The 19,323-nt window shown below is 39.1% G+C and carries 8 protein-coding genes and 2 pseudogenes; 7 read left to right on the top strand and 3 right to left on the bottom strand.

Annotated elements, in window-relative coordinates; translation table 11 throughout:
- The first annotated feature begins 98 nt into the window (after positions 1–98).
- The 7 genes and pseudogenes from B5D40_RS03450 to B5D40_RS03425 all read left to right on the top strand — a co-directional run bounded on the left by B5D40_RS03450 (position 99) and on the right by B5D40_RS03425 (position 16,424).
- Positions 99–11,528, top strand: coding sequence for a LamG-like jellyroll fold domain-containing protein (locus B5D40_RS03450; protein ID WP_143394314.1), 11,430 nt, complete (start codon positions 99–101; stop codon positions 11,526–11,528).
- A 9-nt stretch (positions 11,529–11,537) separates the two neighbouring features.
- Positions 11,538–12,221 carry an FISUMP domain-containing protein gene (locus tag B5D40_RS03445; RefSeq protein WP_078775782.1) on the top strand — a complete coding sequence of 228 codons (684 nt, stop codon included), beginning with the start codon at positions 11,538–11,540 and terminating at the stop codon, positions 12,219–12,221.
- 4 nt (positions 12,222–12,225) lie between these two features.
- Positions 12,226–12,864: a hypothetical protein gene (locus B5D40_RS03440; protein ID WP_078775781.1), complete on the top strand. Its 639-nt coding sequence runs from the start codon at positions 12,226–12,228 to the stop codon at positions 12,862–12,864.
- A 187-nt stretch (positions 12,865–13,051) separates the two neighbouring features.
- Positions 13,052–13,261: pseudogene (locus B5D40_RS16435) on the top strand (2-oxoacid:acceptor oxidoreductase family protein); the annotation flags it as partial.
- Positions 13,247–13,954 (top strand): hypothetical protein, encoded by a 708-nt coding sequence (locus B5D40_RS15865; RefSeq protein WP_198950980.1) that lies wholly within the window; start codon positions 13,247–13,249, stop codon positions 13,952–13,954. The pseudogene B5D40_RS16435 and the gene B5D40_RS15865, both read left to right, overlap by 15 nt.
- Before the next feature lie 665 nt (positions 13,955–14,619).
- Positions 14,620–15,657 (top strand): annotated as a pseudogene (locus B5D40_RS03430) (DNA cytosine methyltransferase).
- A 2-nt stretch (positions 15,658–15,659) separates the two neighbouring features.
- Positions 15,660–16,424: an Eco47II family restriction endonuclease gene (locus B5D40_RS03425; RefSeq protein ID WP_198950979.1), complete on the top strand. Its 765-nt coding sequence runs from the start codon at positions 15,660–15,662 to the stop codon at positions 16,422–16,424.
- Between the two features lie 113 nt (positions 16,425–16,537).
- On the opposite strand, the gene B5D40_RS03420 is transcribed toward B5D40_RS03425, so the two are convergent.
- The 3 genes from B5D40_RS03420 to B5D40_RS03410 form a co-directional block, all read right to left on the bottom strand.
- On the bottom strand, positions 16,538–17,551 hold the full coding sequence (locus B5D40_RS03420) for a glycoside hydrolase family 5 protein (RefSeq protein ID WP_078775780.1): 1,014 nt from the start codon (positions 17,549–17,551) through the stop codon (positions 16,538–16,540).
- A gap of 12 nt (positions 17,552–17,563) precedes the next feature.
- On the bottom strand, positions 17,564–18,457 hold the full coding sequence (locus tag B5D40_RS03415) for a CvfB family protein (protein ID WP_078775779.1): 894 nt from the start codon (positions 18,455–18,457) through the stop codon (positions 17,564–17,566).
- Positions 18,458–18,760: 303 nt separating this feature from the next.
- On the bottom strand, positions 18,761–19,045 hold the full coding sequence (locus B5D40_RS03410; protein ID WP_144319674.1) for a hypothetical protein: 285 nt from the start codon (positions 19,043–19,045) through the stop codon (positions 18,761–18,763).
- Between the last annotated feature and the right edge of the window lie 278 nt (positions 19,046–19,323).

The raw sequence follows: 19,323 nt of genomic DNA, 5'->3' as shown, positions 1-19,323 counted from the left end.
GGATCCTGACCTGATGAAAACGCCCCGTCACTCAAAAAGTGGCGGGGTGTTTTGATTTTCATAAACCGCTCAAACATTCGTTAAAAAAAATTACGCATATGTGTAATGCCTGCCAAAATTTTTCAAAAAAACAACTTTTTTCTATATTTGTGCCGCTAAAAAAACACACTTATAAAAAAATGAAAAATCATAAATTTGTTTTGATTCTAATTTTGATAATGACATCCATTGCATTGGGATCGGTTGTCGAACCAAATCCATCAAAAATTTTCATTATGTTGGATGCATCAGACTTATGTACATCTACTTCAGATGTCACTTGGGATAATCTCGGCATCAAGAAAAATCTTTCCATGGGAGATGATTCATATGTCTATTGTCACTCATATAGCATGGCAAACACGCCTTCCGAAGCAGCGAATGAACTATTTATTGGAGATAATTCCATATTTAATAAAGCAACGATTAACTGGTTTGCAAATACAAAGAATGCAAAGGTCGTTTCATTGAAAAAAAATGGCAAAAAATTAGCCGACCTAAAAAAAACAAATCCAGATTTAATCCCTTTTAAATTTGTTATTATTTCGGAAGGTGTTGCAGGTCTTGCAGTTCGTGAATATATTCAAAGCAGCAAATATAAAGGCGAAATTGAAAATGTAATATTTTTCAATACGCCTCATGAAGGTTCGGGTTTTGCTGATCAAGTTCTCTTGAATGGTTCTAGAGAGCTTGATAAAATAAAGTCTATTTCGGATTATACAAAACTAATCCCAATTATTTTGACCGCTTACTTAGTTGGCGGTGTTGGTCAATTGCAAGAAATATTAATTTCTTTAGTCAAAGAAGCCGTTATTGGGATTGCTCAAGATCCTGGTAGTGCGGCAGAAGCGGTAAGTCCAGCACTTGATAATTTTAAGAAATATAAAGCATCTATGCTATATCTCGCACAAGATGCGGATCTCAATGACAATGTATATAAAAAAGTTTTAGAAAAGGACAAATTGATTGAAGTTGCTGAAGAGAATATTGGAAGTCTACAGCTTCTGAACATAATGCCTCAAATGAATGGGTTCGCCCATCCTGACTACAACATAGTATTCTCTTATGGGTTGCCAACTCTTGGAAATGGTCGAAGGACTTTGTCTGATTTTGCTAATCAGCAAAAAAATCATATCAACAAGCAAAAAATAGAATCAGCATTCAAGACGGCAATAGCAAATGCAGCAAATGAATACGGAATTCCTGCAAATGAAGATGATTTGAAAAAAATTGCAGAAGATGCGGCCAATGGAATAGCATCAACCGAACTTAAAGATTTTGCTAATAAACTATCATCTGCGTACGGAGAATATGGTGGCGACATTGTAGGATATGCAAGAGATATATCCACGCTTTCAAAATTAAAATACAATAAAGAAAATATTGCCAGTTCTATTTGGACTATAGTATCAACTCTTAGCAAATACTTGCCTGATGAATATAAGAATGAGCTGTTCTCGACATTCATCGAAGAGTATTCTACAGATATTTCCAAATTAGTTTCAGATGTCAATGAAATATCCGAAAAATTAAGGACCGGCAGAAATATACTAGCGGGGAGTCTCTCTAATTACTCCTTGAACTTTTTTGATGACGGAACATTTGAGGTGCCATCATATAGCGCTTTGGGAAAAAATGTCCTAGCCTTTAAGGAAGCAAATGTTGCTCGTATCGGCTATTCTTTAAACGACTATGTAAAAAAGAACAGCGGAAATTACGAAAGTATTAAGGAGTATTTGGAACTTGTTGAAGACATCGGAGAACTGGAAAATCTTCGTAAGGATATAGATGTCGGCTTAACCGCGGGATGTCTTATAGCAAATGCACTCACTCCTGCGGCAGAAAAAGCTTGTAAAGCGGCCCAATTTGCCACAAATGTCGCTTTGATTACAGATATGAATTTAAAAATGAAAGACGCTATAGCCAAGACGAATCAGCTAGAAATAGCAAAATACATTGCTTTGAAAAAGGCTATCGATAAAAAAGAAAATACTGCAAAATTCAACGATTACCGTAATAAAGAACATTCTGTACCATACAATGATATGGAAAAGATGCTTTTTGGTACACCCCATGTTTCAATAGCTACGGTGATGAATGATAAGAAAATCATACCACTTGTTTTTAGTAGAACAACAGATAACAACGACATATATTCATACGCAGACTTAGAGAAATGGTTAAGTCCGAACGAGAAACCCTTAGCAACATATAATTTGAATAATCTTAATCAAATTAGTTTCAATTCAGAATCAACATCGCAAGAGTTTACTTTTAAAAATGTTGATTATACAAACGGCTATCGAAAAGTTCATTATTATAATTACAAGCCAATATACACAACCGGAGCTATAGAAGAAATTCAGTTTCAGATCGATGACTATCAACCAGACCAGTTCAATTCTATTAAAATTGATTTTAACACGAAGGTCCAATTTATTTTTGAACATTCAAATGAAAATGAATGGGCCGTTTACGTTGGCACAAATGAACAATATTCATACAATGAAAAACTTTCTGGAAATCCCGTACAAAAAGACGGCCTGTTTACCTTTAGACCGAGAACTTATGCTGAAAAAGCGGGAATTGGTTTAGAAGGTGGCGTAGAGGAGGATGGACCAAACATTGTCAATATATTCATAACAAATAAAATTGGCAGAAAAAACCATCACAAATTTGCATTTTTCTGGCAGGCAACAGATCCCCTGATTGAAGAAAATTGGCCTAAGTCCTATGCTACAATTTCAAAACTTGATACTGTTCGTGCATATGTAAATAATCTGGGATATCCTTTTGTAGTTACCAAGGCAGAATTGTCCTTGGAAGGCTTGGATGGAAAAATCAAGGTGGAAAACATCCCGGTTGTGGTTTCTCCAAAGGACAATGAGTCTTTCCACCTCACTTCGGTTTTACGAGACGCTTTAATAAACAAGTCAATAGTCGATGGTGAATATTTAATAAAATGGAACATTGAAATTCAGCCAGAAGGATCTGATCCTCAAACACAATATCTGACAACCATTGTATATTTAGATACAACATCGCCAAATTTCATTCTGCATACATCCGATAAGGCTGTATCGCTTAATAAAAGCAACGATGTTGTCGGCGTTGTTGACTCCTTAGATGATAAATATCTTCGTGGAATTCGTAGTTTTATCGTTCGAAGAGGGACAAAAGATGTTGTCGAATTACTTCATAAAAGTCATTCCGCAGAAAATTCTTATTTAATTCGATGGAATGGCAGCGATGTCAGTTGGAATGGTTGGGCTGATTTATATGTCCAAGCTTACGATTTTGCGAACCCAAATAGCAATATTACAAAACTACTGTCAGATGTATCTCAGGATTCCGCAAAATCCTCATGGAATACGGTGCTCGACGCCAATGGTGAGTTTATTGAAGGCATAAACGGCAAAACCATGCATAAAGCAATATTGGTTGATAATATAGCACCGCATATACAGAATGAAGTTGTTTCGTACAAGAGTGAGCAAGCGGAAATTTCATCATTTAGTAAAAAATCAACGGACGCAAAAATAACATTAAATTCTAGGGATACCCTATTGATATCTTTTGACATTATCGAGAATTTACTGGAAAGAAAAACAACAGATATTTTAGTAGACATTGTTTTGGAAGATGAAACGAATAAATACAAGAAAACCTATACTTCTAGTTTTTCTGTAACAGATTCAAAAAAACGTTTTAAATTTATAGAACCAGATGCAAATAGAATTAAAGATGGGGTTTATTCTCTTTCAATTATATTGACCGACGAAGCAGGAAATATTTCAACAAAAAACTTTGATGACAAAATAAAAGTGGATAGAACGGCTCCAATTATCTCGACAATTGCATTGGGAGGTGTAGCCTTTAACAGCCTACAAGATCTCAAGCCTGCAAATACTTTTGTTAATCAAATTGATGACGACATCCGCAATCGTTCGGATTTGATATGTTATACAAAAGTTGTTATTAATGATGGATACGCCAACTGGAATGAAATAAAAACTTTAGAGACAAATAGCAAAAACGGCAAAGAAAGTTCATATTCATTTGATTACAAGCAATTTGTCAACAATGCAAAGGATGGATTTTGGTATATCTACCTAGGCTGCTTTGATGATGCCGGTAACTTTACCCAAAAAGTTAATTTCTTAGGAATGGGCAAACGCTACCCGCAAATCACTTTTCCAAATGATAATCTAAACGAAATCATGTATGGTCAAGTTCTAATCAAAGGTATTGCTCCGAATCCAATTATTGATGGAAATGACAATTTAGGCGAAATCAAGATTTTGTGGAAAAAATTGGGGGATGATGATTCAAAATGGATGGAAGAAAGAATAACAAATCTTGTTTCGGATCTGAAGACTTCGACATCCGATAGGGACTTGGCCATTTGGAATGTTGATGGTCTTGAAGCAGGAGATTATGTCATTAAGCTTTCTGTAAGAGGCTGTAAAGAAGAAAATTGCGAATGGGTATCCACGGAAAGAATCGTATATGTAGATGATTCCGAAGAAACCCCTGATAGCAAGCCGGAAATAAAAGTTACCTTGCCCACGCATCATGTTGCTGGGAATAATCAATCCGCCTTCATCGAACTGTCTAATATCCCCGATGCATCGAATTGGTATGTCAAGGCAATTATAGAAGCACCTTCTGCTTCAAATCCAAATGTCTATGCGAGAGCCTTGGAAACAACATTTGACCCCATGAGCACCTGCCCCTATACAACGGTCGCTGAAGCAGGCAAAAAAGGGTTGTCTGTATGGAAAGAAAAGGACTCCAATAATGAAGAATTTTGGAATATTCAATGGATTGGTTCGGCCGAAGGAGTTGTCGTTGATAGCGAAACAACAAAACGTTTACCCCCTCAATTAAAGTTAAACTATACAATTTCTAATGTAAGTTTTGACACAGAGAAAACAACACCTTCTACTTCCGACAATCCTCTTTCATATACAGTTGAATCTATTAAAATCGGGAACATTGAAACACCTGCTTATAACGCTGTTAAAACATGGGACCTCAACGGAAATAATGTAAAAATTCGCTTTAAAGCAGAAACAGGATTTATAGTTGACGCTTCATCTGTGGAAGGAAAATTTGAAAAAATATATAACATAAATCTTGACAAATATAAGGGTGAAATCGTTTGGAACGGTTTGATAAACAAGGTATATCCTAGTGGAGAACTCGCCAGAATCAGCGTTATTGCTTATGACAAGAATAATCCAAGTAATGTAATAAGTAAGAGTGAGCCTTGGTATTTGTCTTTTGACGACACAAAAATTGAAATTTCAGAAAACAGTCTCGAAAACTATTATATTGACTTTTTAGATCAATCGGATGTAACGACTCCTTTTGCCACAGCAAAATATGGTTTTCAGTTTGGACTCAGCGGACGGTCTGCTTATGTGACCATTGAAATACAGGATGAGAAAGGAAGCCATATAAAAACTTTAATGAATAATTCGTTTGTCCTTGCGGGGGCCTCCAACAAGGCAAATTCTGTTAGTTGGGACGGGTCAACAGAAAACGGATTTGTTGCGACGAAAAGCGGCAACTATAAAGTATATGTAGTAGCGAAGGATGAAAATGGAAAAATATTTGACAAGAAATATCATTCATTCCAATTAGATATTGCTGGCAATGTTTTAGAGGCTTCAAAAGACGACTCAAAAAATGGAAGCCCTGCGGTTTTACGTATGGACGAAGCTATTGAAGGTCCTACGAATGTATGGCGTTATACAGGAAGACCCGATTACTTATTGAAAGCGAATGTAAGTGCACAGGTGCTTGAAGAAGGAGATCGTTCATTTACCTATCAATGGGACATTGCCAATGGAACACAGTATCCTTATGTCTATAAGAAAAATAGACCTTGTCTTGGCATTCATCGTCAAAGAAATGAATTCGAAGTTGCCATTGTTACACTACTGGCAACTAAAGGACATGGTTTTGATTTTTGGTGCGATGAAAATGATAAGGCTTATGTATATACGGCAACATTAAGTAAGGAAAAATTTTCCAATAAAGATGGAGTTTCAGAAGCCGTTACAAAAGCCCTTAAAATGGGTAATAGTCAAACGGTTATTGGTTATGATGCTGGTGGAAGCGGACATGAATATGACATATATCTTAAAGTAATAGTCTTTCCCATAAGTGCTTATAAAGGTCTATCCGATTGGTTCTCAGATGGACAAAAAGTTGGAGAGATTAGCCATAACTTAGATTGGGGTAAAATATGGAATAAAGCTTATAACGCATCTCAAGTTGATAATTTCATTTATAATTCGTACACTTATTGGGGAAAAGTTCCTTTATGGGAACATGAAATAAAAAATTTCAAAAAATCATCTGATGATTTTGTTTTCTCCAACAAAGAATTACCAAACACCTGTGTACCTAAAAATTCAAAAAGTTTTGTTTGTGGATCAGTTGGCGACAAGAAAGAGGAAGACTATGATGTTCACAAAAATATGTTCAAAATGGAAGTTTATCCAACAGATCGAGATAAAGGTTACGGAAGTGGTAGATATAGTGGAAAATGCAACAACCGTGGGAGTACAACAAATTTAGATGTTTCTGTAAAGTTGACAGTAAATTCTGAATATTGGGAACCTGCTTTAGGAAATTACAAATGGGGATATAACAACCTGGCAAACCGATATGTTCGTTTTGACCCTACAAATTCATCGCTCTATGGTTCGGGATACCTTTCCAGGATCTCAAAAAATCATCATTATGATGGTAACGAATGGAACAAAAAGGATGTTTCAGGCGGCATAACCGTTTTTGAAGCACTTTCGTTGCCAATGGAAAACAAAGTTGAAAACCCGCTGCTTTTTCCCGAAGAAGTCGGCAATTCCTCAAACAACCACTCTAAATCACTATTTAAATGGCGTTTCTTTACCGATGTTGATGCAAATCCAGTTCATTTTATAGCTAAAGCAACCGCAGGATCTAATTCGAAAACTTTTTTGAGTAAAAATCAAAAAAATGAAGAAGAGTATAATATTTTTGACGGATATAAGACATTACCTCTAGACATTGAATTTAGCGTTGCTCCTGCCGTTTCTATAAGCGATGCAACTAGTGCAAATATGAAAGCCATCATCCAATCTTCTCAAGAAGTTGAATATCCATATTTGGGAAACAAAAAAATTACGGCTCCTGATGGTTATGTTTTCTATGGAGAAAACAGTTTCGTATCTCATGTACATACGGGATGGAACGAATGGAATGATAACATTTGGGATAATTTTATTGCTATTAAGAAGAACGGATTCATCCGAAATCCATTGACAGATTCTCAATATGAAAAGGGTTTGACTAAGAAAACAGCAGAAAACATCGTTCCTAATCTAAAGGTGAATAATTTACTAAATAAAAAAATCAGCATAGACGAATCTGAAATAAAATGGAATAAATCGTCTCTACGATGGGAATACATGGTTCCTTTCATCGATTTTGATCAAGATTCACATTCGAACAAAGGGCCTTCAGGCGAACGAACCATAATTGTTTCTCCATCATCATGGGAAAGTGAATGTAAAAAAGAAGAACGTAAATGTGAAATCTTCAATGAGGGTTCCTTTGAAACCAAAGAACTGGCTTATGTTCCTTCGAAGGATCATATCCAATTTGCAAGCAAAACACTGAATCATGAAGTTTCCTTAGAAAAATTTGTAAGTCAGAATGAGGCGAATTCGGTTTTATTGACGGATTGGGCTTTTATAAAAAGTGTTGAAAATGCAGAAATATACAAGCGTCCAACAGACATAGACCCAACACTAAGGAAACACGAATATTTCGATGTAAATTATGTAACAAAAGAGAATGGCAAAGAAGAAGATCACTTTTTTGAAATTCGCCGTACGGATAAAGAAGACTTCCTGGAAAGAGAAGATGAAATTGTAACCTTACGTGGTCAGGTTCCTGGAGACAATGTAGATTGGGTTCTTTCTTATGTAAACAATGGTGTTCGATACGGAATCAAGACTGGTACGCAAATCAAAAATTCAAAGGATAATCCATATCAATTTCTCGCTTATAAAAACGTCAATGAATTGCAGGGGAATACTTCTTTCTTCCTTACATATAAAGGAACAGGAGGAGCGACATATTACCGTCAGCTAGACGTTCACATGGGTGAACTTGTTAAAGCGAATGAAATAGGTCATGCAACGTCTATGTATGGTAATGTATCGGTCGATTTTCCTATGGGTTCCTGGGAAAACGATGTAGATGTGACTGTTCGTACCATAGATAATGACATGCTATTCGAAACATTTGATGGTCTTGCTCCTGTTGGACCCATTATTGAAGTATTGCCGTCCCATGAATTTCCTAAAGGCAAATATCCTACGATAAGCATGACTATTCCCATTAAATCATTAAAGGATGAAAAATTAGAACCCGCTGATGTTAAAATATTCAAGCCAGATTATAAGCTAAAGAAACTTATACCTTTAGAAACACAAATATCTGCATATCTTGATGAAAAAATACAACCATGCAATTCTTCAGAGAAGGAATGCGCTTATGTACAATTGTCCGCAGAAACACCGACCTTTTCCACCTTCCTTATTATGGATTCACAAAAGGCTGCTAATGTAGAGCCAAGGAATATAGACCCAGAGGAATTAGTCAATTTATCGTGTCAAGAAATGAACAAGGACACCATATGGATGGGAACCGATAATGGTTGGCTCGAATATCCATATCCGTGTTCAGGGAAAAGTAACTATCTATTGCAGCTTTCTGCTATTGACAATGTAGCTTCGGAACATCAAGGAATATCGACAGATCCAATAATATGGAATATCCGTAATTCGGATTTACAGATGTTAGATTCCTCCTACAATTCAACGATTGTGTACTACGGACTTGATGGCAGTACAATTCAAAAAATAGGCCCCGTTGTTAAGTTGGATTCGGTAGCTCCAGAAATTAAGGAACTCGATGTTTCTGTTGTTGAAAATGATGATAAAAAGAAAATTCATGTAGAAACAGAAATTATTGAATCGGGAAGCGGACTTGAAGCAATTACAATGGAACTTTTCTTTGCAGGAAATTTGATTGAGAGCAGGACTATTCCGAAAGACGGCCTTTTAATTCAAGATTTCGAAATCAGCAAGAAACAACTTTTTGAATGTGTAGGATGCAAAGCTTCTATTGCAGTCATTGCTCAAGATAAGGGACACAATTTTGACAAGGTCCTCAAGCAAAGCGAAAAAATCTATCCGTTCCCAAAGAGTCTTGTTCTGTGGTACCCAATGGTCGAAGGAACAGGAAGCACTGCTCAAGAATTAATGACCAAAGATACTCCCTATCCTATGGATATGTTACTTTCTAAAGTAAGCAACCCATGGAACGGAAAATATGGAATCAATTTGTATCAAAAATCAGACGCCGCAACGAGTCTATATAAATTAGGTGTCACAGATTCATTAAAACCATTTAGTTTCGAATTCTATTTTAATGCTGGCTATGGCAAGCCTGGATTAGAAGCGTCTATTTTGAGTTTTGTCGGCTTAAATGGATGGAGTTTTGGAATCGGCTCCAAATCACGTTATTTTATCAAGGTAGGCTCCAAAACATTCTATTTTAATACAATTCGTGAAGCAAATATCTCCACACACTTGACAATCGTTGTCAATGGAGACAGGGTCAGTCTTTACAGAAATGGAAATTACGTTGAAACCATAACATTAGACAACGATTTACAATATGGGGGTAACGGCAAACTTTCGATAGGTGCTTTGAGCGAAAATATTCGCAGTGCGGTTGGCAGTATTTCTAATTTACGATTCTATTCTTCAGCCCTTACTGACAAACAAATAAAGAGTATATTTACGGGAATTTTAAGTGAAGAAGATGTCAATATAGCATCGGTTCGAGCAGTATCATTGACTGATAGAGAAGGCTTGATTGTAGACCAGTCCTGTTCAGTTCCTGGAATGTCGTATCTTCGTCTAAAATCACCAAACAATCAAGGCCATATGACATGGAAGGCTGATGTAGAGGCAGACAACTACAGTTTCTATATACTTCACCGCAATTACGCTTCAGATTTGTCTTCGGTTAAAATAATAGTAAATGGAACAAGTGTTGGAACCTATAAGTTAAAATCCACAGGATTCTGGGAAAGCGAAAAAATTGAAGGTCTTAACATTAATTTGAAAGCGGGCATTAATGAAATTATAATACAGCCTATTGGCAACCTTGGAATTGCTGCATTAGCCTTGGCTAGCTCAAGTGCTAATATTGATGGAGAGCAAATGGGGTATGATGAAGCGTCCTGGACGAATCCATCTCCCCGTATAATCGTAAGAATGCACTACGAAAATCAGGGGGATGTCACTTGGGTAAGACCCCGATTCCAGCTTCAGAATTTGACGGGAACGAGTTTCAAGGATGTCCGTATTCGTTACTACTACAATGGAGAAGGCGAGGCTGTTCAGGCAGTCTCGTTCTATCCCAATGCTCCGATGTCCGTTATTCCTGATGCAGGAAGTACATATTACGGAGAACTGTCTCTGACAGAACCCATTCCAGCCTATGGAAGTCCTTATTATGGTAATGGTCCCCAAATAGGATTGCATCGTACAGATTACTATTTCCCATGGAATGCTCTTGATGATCCCAGTTTCGCTGGCGGAGCAACAGACACTTATGCTGAAGCAAAGGGAATTGCTGTTTTGGATGCAGACGGCATCCTCTTGAACGAATGGAATTGTTACGATGCCGATGGTCCGATAGAAAAGAAACGTAAGAGCGTTCGCGTCTTGGCGAAGGATGCTAAGGCTGGTTCAAATCAGTCAAGTCTCTTGACAATGCTCGCTGAGAATACTGGTGATACACCCATTGAAGGATTTGAAGTTCGTTACTATTATCGGGATGCAAGCGGAAAGCAAGAAGTTGATTACTATAGTAGCCCTTTTGCCGCTACAAGTAAGATGAGTGCAGGCGGAGATCTCTACTATGTATCGTTCCTTTATACGAATACCATACTTAACCCTGGAGAAAAAACTGATTTTGGCAATGGCGTAAATTTTGAAATTCACAACCCTGGATGGGGTGTTGGTTTTGATGCAGAAGATGATCCCTCGCATCATAATTTAAATGAAGTAGAACTAATTGAAGCAGATTCTGCTGTCGTTCTGGATTTAAATGGAAATCTGCTTTGGGGGTACGCACCTCAACCACGGTTTAGCAGTCAATTTAAGACAAAGGACTCTTATGAAGATTTGATTGATGTCGATGGCGACATAATCTATGTGAATGTGACTGAAAAAGGAACTTATACACTAGAAACGGTAAATGCAATTGGTATGCCCCTTGTCTCTTTGTTCAATGGAATATGGAACGAGGGCGAACATTCTGTTTCAATTTCAAATTACACATTCACACCAGGAAGTTACCTTGTTCTCCGTCGCGGGAATGAGATTCTGTCCTGGGAAATCTTCAGATAGGAGTTCGTTATGAATTCAGTAACACCAGAATCGGTTAGAAACCACAAAGCCATAATAGTCGTGACTGTACTTAGTATCCTGACTATTGTTCTAAGTGGCTGCACAACTGATGCAGACGATAGTTTTGATGCGGCATCCACCTGTCCTTCAGAAGGAACAAATATTTATGGTATGCCAAACCGCGGAACGTTCATTGATGAACGTGATGGTCAGGAATATCGATATACGACAATTGGTGACCAGGTTTGGATGGCGCAAAGCCTAAATTATAAAGCTGCGGGTAGCTTTTGTTATGATAGTTTGCCAGAGAATTGTGAAAAATATGGAAGACTCTATCTTGGTAAAAATTTAGATCAATTGTGTCCGGCAGGATGGCGTATGCCAAAGTCAAATGATTATGATAATCTCCTAATTACAATAGATAATAGAATGAACGTTCTCTCCGCAGGATATTGGGAAAATATACAAGATACCATAAATACCAACAAATGCGGGATGTCTTTAAGAGCTGGGGGATTTGCTTATTTAACAGAAAGCCGTAACGAAAACATCGATGTTTCTTTTTGGACAAATGAATCAGACGGTTCTGATTATTTTTATACACTCTATGTTTGTTATAACTACATGAGCGTTTCTTCATTGGGGCATAGCATAGAAACAATGAAGTATTATATCCGCTGTATAAAGGAATAGACTTATGTATAAGAAAATTATCTTTTTGATTGCCCTGATTATATCTCAGCCCTTTGCTTTAACTTTGGAACAGATTAAAACAAATCTTAAGGAATATTATATACCCAAAGATTCCATTGAAGTTCGTTTACGTGTAACGGTTAAAACCTTAACATCTTCTAGTCAAACAGATATGCATATTGTCAATAAAGGTACAAATAAATCCTATATGGAAATCAGAAGTTCTTTTTTAAATCAGCGAAGCATTGTAAATGGCGATAGAATGAAGATTGTTGATTTAGCCACTAGAGAATACAAAATCGTTCACTACGACGGAGAACCACTTAAGGAATATTCATACGGAAACTTTAATCCTCTTGATTCGGGTAAATGGAATGCTCCAAAGTATATTTCTCAAGACTTATATCTTATTGAAGGCGAAGTAGGCTCTTTATTCTATAACAGCAAACGCAACCGCATTGAAAAAACTCATTCCGCCAAGGATAATGCGGATGTATTGACAACATTTGAATATGATGTAAATAACAACCTTAAAAAAATGATTGTATCTGTAGATGTGAATGGAACAGAAACCGTTGTTACTACAGAAATATTTAAAATGCGTAATTCAAAGAATTTCCCTGACAGATTATTTGATTTTTAGAAGAACTACAAACATCTTTTGGAACATTCATTCTCTATTTTTTGCGTTAGGGATAGTGACCCCTTGGGGACAAGACCCGCGAAGCGGGGCTTGGTTCTGGGAGGTGAGCGGCAAGCGTTAGCGCAGCCGATCGCCCCCAGAATATAGCCCGACCCACGCCAGTGGGGAACGCCCCCCCCCTGCCCAATCCATCAAGATTATCGGCAACGAAACCGACAATTATGCTCAGGGCTATTTCGTTTACGACTCCAAAAAGTCCGGCTCCATGACGACTTCGCACTTGCGTTTTGGAAAGTCCATTATCGACGCGCCTTATCTCATTAAAGAAAATCAGGCGGACTTTGTGGCTTGCCATCACACGCCGCATTTGGAATCGGTCGATATGCTGAAATATGCTGTGAGCGACTATGGTATTACCGTTTCAAAAAAGAGGGATTGCCTAAAATTAAAAGGCGAACGAGTTTATCTGATTGTTGGAATGAAACAAAGAGGTCATAGACAAAAAGATTTCTATTTGTGGTGCTATACGCAAGTCGAAGAAATTGAAGCTTTTGAAAATGAAAATTATGGCGTTTATGGAACGGATTTCATTTGCAAAAAGCCGATTCGCTTAAATGATTTGCCAGGTTTTGAACATTTTGCCAAACATACGATGGGTTCATTTGCTTACGGATTGCAGAATGCCATAAATGATCCCTTTTCTCAAGTTCTGATGAACGATAAACTTTATGCCTCAATGGAAAAGTATAATCAGAAGGCTCTTCGTTGGCTTGCCGATTTTGAAGATGGGTTAGAGGACTCCGATCTTTGGCTGACAAATAAAGATGGAAGAAATCATCCTTCGTGGTTTATTTTCGAAATGGAGCCGAATACATCTACGGCGTATTTAAGGGTTAGAGCCATTTCGTGCCTCTGGAACAAAAAGTTCTTTATAGAACAATTTAAAATTTTCTGTAAACGTTTCCCTGAAGTACAAACTCTTTGCATTCCTGTTGCCGAAAATGACGAGCAGACAGATGAGATTGCCTACAAAGCTTATGACATTGCAAAAAAATTTTCTAACCTAAAAGTGCGATTCTATATTCCATAAATGGAGGAATGGCGTAAAGAAATTCGGGAGCAAAAAGATTTGTTGTCGTATAAGCCTAGTTTTTTCATCTGGAAGTCGTGTTTCTTTTGGCAAGGAAATTCCATCCGAAGAAATACAAATGCTCTATATATTCCGGCGGCTGCTTTTGAATAGAAAAAATCTATATTTCAATATGAAAATAGGGTTTTCTCTTATTCTCGGCTAGAAATCTCGACAATTTCCAGATATAGAGAGTAAGACGAACGCTCACGTCTGCGACCGGCTTTAGCTTGCCGCATCGTTTTGCTATGTGGCTATTTCTTTTTAGAATTGCCGAATGAGCGCAACGGCCTTTGGGGGCGTGAGTTGTTTGTGTTTATTTGTATCGGGCAGTCGAGAGCCTCTAGCTGGTAAACGCATTCAACTTCACGCCTTTTTCTTAAAATCCGTGATACTATGCCTGAATGAGAGCAAACTCGCATCCAGAGTTTAACTCTTGTTCTTGGCTAGAAAACTCGACACTTTCAGATACAAGGAATAAGACGAAACTCGCAATGCCTATACCGTATATGGGCGTATTGTCTCTTGTGCTATTTGTACAGGGGCGTGCGTGTTGTTGATTCCATGAAATGTCCTGTTGATGCTCCAACGAGAGTGGACTCGTTCACTTTCAAGACGGAGCGAAAATGGCGACGCAAAAAAGCAAGGCAAAACGATTCAAGTCTATTGAACTGTTTGCAGGAACCGGCGGTTTGGTGATAGGCCTTGAAAAAGCGGGCTTTGATCATATTGGACTAGTAGAATTTAACAAGGCTGCCGCCGAGACTCTAAAAAGCAATCGTCCCGACTGGAACGTTCTGTGCGAAGATGTTGCCAAAGTCGCAGAACGGGATTTGACAAAAGAATTCAAGATCAAGCGAAATGAACTTGATTTGTTGTCTGGCGGAGCTCCATGCCAAAGTTTTAGCTACGCAGGGACAAGGCTCGGGCTTGAAGATGTCCGCGGAACGATGTTTTATCACTATGCGACGTTTTTGCATAAACTGCAGCCCAAGATGTTCCTTTTTGAAAATGTAAAGGGAATCTTATCTCACGACAAGGGAAAAACCTACCATACCATTCTGAACATTTTTGAAGATGCAGGATACGTGACTTTTCACCAAGTATTAAATGCTTGGGATTACAACAATCCCCAAAAAAGGGAACGCTTGATTACAGTCGGCATTCGTAAAGATTTGGCTGCAAAGGTGAAATTCGAGTTTCCGAAACCTCATAAATACAAGCCTGTCTTAAAAGATGTCAAACTCGATCTCAATCCGGACAAAGACCATTGCGCGAGATACTCAGAGGCCAAGGAGAAGGTCTTTGAACTAGTTCCACCGGGCGGATATTGGCGGGACATTGATCCTGAAATTGCAAAACAGTATATGAAAACCTGCTAGGAAATGGAAGGCGGAAGGACCGGAATTTTACGCAGAATAAGTTTGAACGAGCCTTCGTTGGCAGTTCTCACAAATCCCGGAATGAAGCAGACGGACAGGTGCCACCCTCTGGAAGTTCGCCCATTTAGTGTTCGTGAAAATGCCCGTTTCCAGTCTTTCCCTGACAATTGGAAATTTGCGGGTAAATTGATGGAGCAATACAAGCAAGTCGGCAACGCCGTTCCGGTCAATTTAGCAAAGGACATCGGTATTCAAATCGCAAAAGTTCTGAAAGAGGTTTGACCATGTGGGATTTGGATTTTATTTCAGAAAATGATTTTGAAAACCATGTACGCAGAACCATCGAAAATTACAGGGAATCCCTTAAATCGATGTCATTGAAAGATTTTAACAAAAACATCATCGATCCTGTAAAATTTGCATTCGACAAGGCTTTATACGGAATTCCATGGCAAGAATTAATCAACAATGAAATAACTCGACAAAGGGACAAGACAAACAACAATTACATTGGCTATTTTCATCAGCACATTTTCAAGTATATGGAAAAATGCACCGTGCCGCCAAATGGGAAAAATGGCGGTTGGGACGTGATATTTAAAAATCCGGCGGGTCTTTATTTCGCTCCAAACAAAGAAAGCGATGAACTCGTGCATACAATTTATGTGGAAATGAAAAACAAGCACAATACAATGAATAGTTCCAGTGCCGAAAGAACGCACAAAAAAATGCAACAACAATTATGCAATGACGATGATTGCGCCTGCTATCTTGTCGAAGCTATTGCAAACGATTCTCAAAACATAATCTGGGAAACATCCGTTGACAAGCAAAAAGTCCACCATAAAAGAATTCGCCGAGTAAGCATAGATCAATTTTACTGCATTGTTACGGGACAATCGGACACCTTTTATAAAGTCTGCATGAAATTGCCTGAAGTTATAGCAAAAGTTGCGCCGCAAATATCTACTGATAAAATTCAAGATGATACTGTCTATTCAGAGTGCAAAAAGAGGCACGACATTACAAAGCCGGAGACGAAGATGTGAATTTAACTCTAGCAATGTATATGCTAGGATTCAGTTCGTATTTGGGATTTAATGAAGTGAAGTAACTGAAAGTAAGGACGGTCAGAAGACGCGTCATTTGACGTTAAAAAAGGTTATCGTCTTGAAAAAAGATACCGGCGAAGAGGTTCGTAATGCGGGTTTGTCAAACCGAAATCCATGTCCTTATAGCTCCAAATGGCGTGTCCGATATCGTGTTTGTCAAAAACGTTCAAAACGTCGCGGAACCATTTGACCGTTTCTTGGGGATCGGCTTTGTCGATAACGCCGAATTCTCCGCAATAGAGCGGAACGCCGTTCGCCTTTGCCGCGGCCAGCGCGTTTTTCAAAAAATCTTCAAAAAATTCTGTTCCCATTCGGGAGGATTTTGTCTTCAAAATGTTTTCGCCCATATAACCGAGGTCTCTGGACTTTTCACGGAAGAACTGAATGTCTTCTGTAAAAGGAATGCTCGGCGAATCTTTGAGGGCTTCTACCCAGCCGGCTTTCTGATGCGTGAACAAAAGCGGTTCATACAAATGAAACGTGTAGATGATGTTTTGGGACGGAGGCACAACCAGATTTTGTACAAAAGAAGCACTGTTCCAGCAGACGCCGCCATAGATAATTGGAGCATCGGTGTTCTGGCGAATGACTTGAACCGCCCGGACAATCAACTTGTTCCATGGTTCGATAAAATCCAAATCGGTGACTTCGTTCAGCAATTCTAAAACGACGTGAGATTCTTCGGCATAGCGTTTAGAAACCTTGTTCCACAGATTCAAAAAGCGTTCCTGCAATTTTTCGTCGTCAAATAGGCAATTTTTTTCATTGTTTCCGAAATCGTTAAAATCATAACCCGCGGTTTTGTGCAAATCCAGAATGACGTTCAATCCGAACTTTTTTCCCCAGCGGACGGCGTTGTCCAGATATTTCCAGTGGGCGGGAATATCGTTTCCGGACTCGTCTTCGATAAGATTAAAATCGAATGGAACCCGAACATGGTCGAAATTCCAGACTGCAATCTGCTTGTAATCGTTTTCTGTAATAAAGGTCTCGTACCGATGGATTGAATAATCGCATTGCGAAAGCCATCCGCCTAGGTTGATGCCATTTTTTAACGAAAGCATATTTTTCTCCGATTAAGAGTTTTTGTGAAAATTTTTACGCGGCTTTTGATGGGAAAATCGCCGATTTTCTTTTTTAGGTGCAAGACGGATGCCGTCGTTCCCGATAAAAATGCGCCCTTGGCGGAAGAGTCCGCCGATGATTTTTTTAAACGCCTTTTTGGAAACGCCGAACTCCTGCTGGATTTCTTCGGGCGAGCTGTTGTCGGAATAGGGAAGTGAACCGCCAGCCTCTTCCAACTTTTGAATGATGTCGTCTGCGGCATCCATCGTCGCGTGGTAGCCCACAGGTTTCAGGCTGATGGAAAGACCGCCGTCTTCGCGGATATTTTGAATGTAGCCCACTCCGCAATCTCCGATTTCAAAAGTGTCCTGAATGAAAGAATTCAGATGCAATCGACCCGTATAACGATAGTTTACCAGAAAATCGACGTAATCTTCAGCGACATCATAGACCGCCAGATCGACTTTTTGGGAAATGTGCAAATCCCGCGTATCCCTGTCGATAAACGCTTTGATTTTTTCCGTGGCGACAATGCGAGCCGTGCGTTCGTCTTCTAAAATATAGACCACGCAGCGATCTCCGGGCAGAAGTTTTCCGAGTTGCTGCTTGTAAGGCAAAAAAAGATCCTTGTCCAAGCCCCAGTCCAAAAAAGCGCCGACTTCATTGACGTCCTTGACTTCCAGAACGGCAAACTCGCCGACGGTCGCATAGGGCTTTTGTATGGTTGCTATTGGACGGCCTTCGTTATCGACATAAATGAACACTTCTAATTCGTCGCCTTCCTGCAATCCTTCGGGGGCTTTGGAACCGGGCAAAAGAACTCGTCCTCCGCTTTCTACTTCTAAATAAAATCCTTGCGGCTTCACGTCTTCGACCCGGGCGTATTCAAAATGTCCAATGTGCATATAAACCTCAAGCCAAAAATAGAAAAAGGACGGCAAACAAAATTTCTTCCAACATGGAATATGCTATCGTGGTCTATGGAACACGCTTTTTTTCCTTGAAAGAACAAAGAAGTTTAAGTAAATTGGTATTGTAATCGGTCAAGAACTTCGGCGAAAGGTTCGCAAAGGCTTTGCCGGCGGAACAAGTAGATGTTTCCTTCCGAAGTTCTCCTGATTTCTAAAAGAGTCCGCCTTTTTTAAGGCGGGCTTTTTCGTATTTACAAAAAAAACGCTCGAGGCGAGGCTTGGATTTGAAAATGTGAATTACAAATTCCGGATTTCTTCTTCGGAAAGGCCGGTCTGCCGGGCGATGATATTTACAGGAACACCTGCATCGCGGAAACCTTTCGCCATTTCGCGTCGGGCATTCAAGTCGCCTTCTTCCCGTCCCCTTTCCATGCCAATCCCGATACCTTCGTCACGACCCTTTTCAAATCCGATTCCGATGCCTTCGTCGCGCCCTTCCTCGTATTTTGCGGCGAGGGCCTTCTCTTCGGCGTCGGCGATGGTCTCGTAGCCGTAGGCTTTGGATGTCTTGATGAAGTCCATTTTGAATTCCTCTTTCTCTTCTTTCGGGAGCAGCTTCTTCAAATATAGAAAAGGCTAACTGAAAAACTTCACAAAGTCTTTCGGTTCAAAAAAGAACTTTCAAAAGCCCCGCACGAGGCGGGGCTGAATTTGTAAAGTCAAGACAGCTTTTTACAGGCTTTGGATTTCTTCTTCGGAAAGGCCGGAAACATTCGCGATGAGATCCAACGAAGCCCCGCCATCCTTGAGACGTTTAGCAATTCTTCGGCAGGCGATTATATCACCTTCTTCTCGTCCCC

It is taken from the genome of Fibrobacter intestinalis (genome assembly GCF_900167415.1).
In the GTDB taxonomy this organism is placed as follows: domain Bacteria; phylum Fibrobacterota; class Fibrobacteria; order Fibrobacterales; family Fibrobacteraceae; genus Hallerella; species Hallerella intestinalis.
Note: the sequence above shows the minus strand (reverse complement) of the source record. Positions and strands in the feature narration are given on the sequence as shown.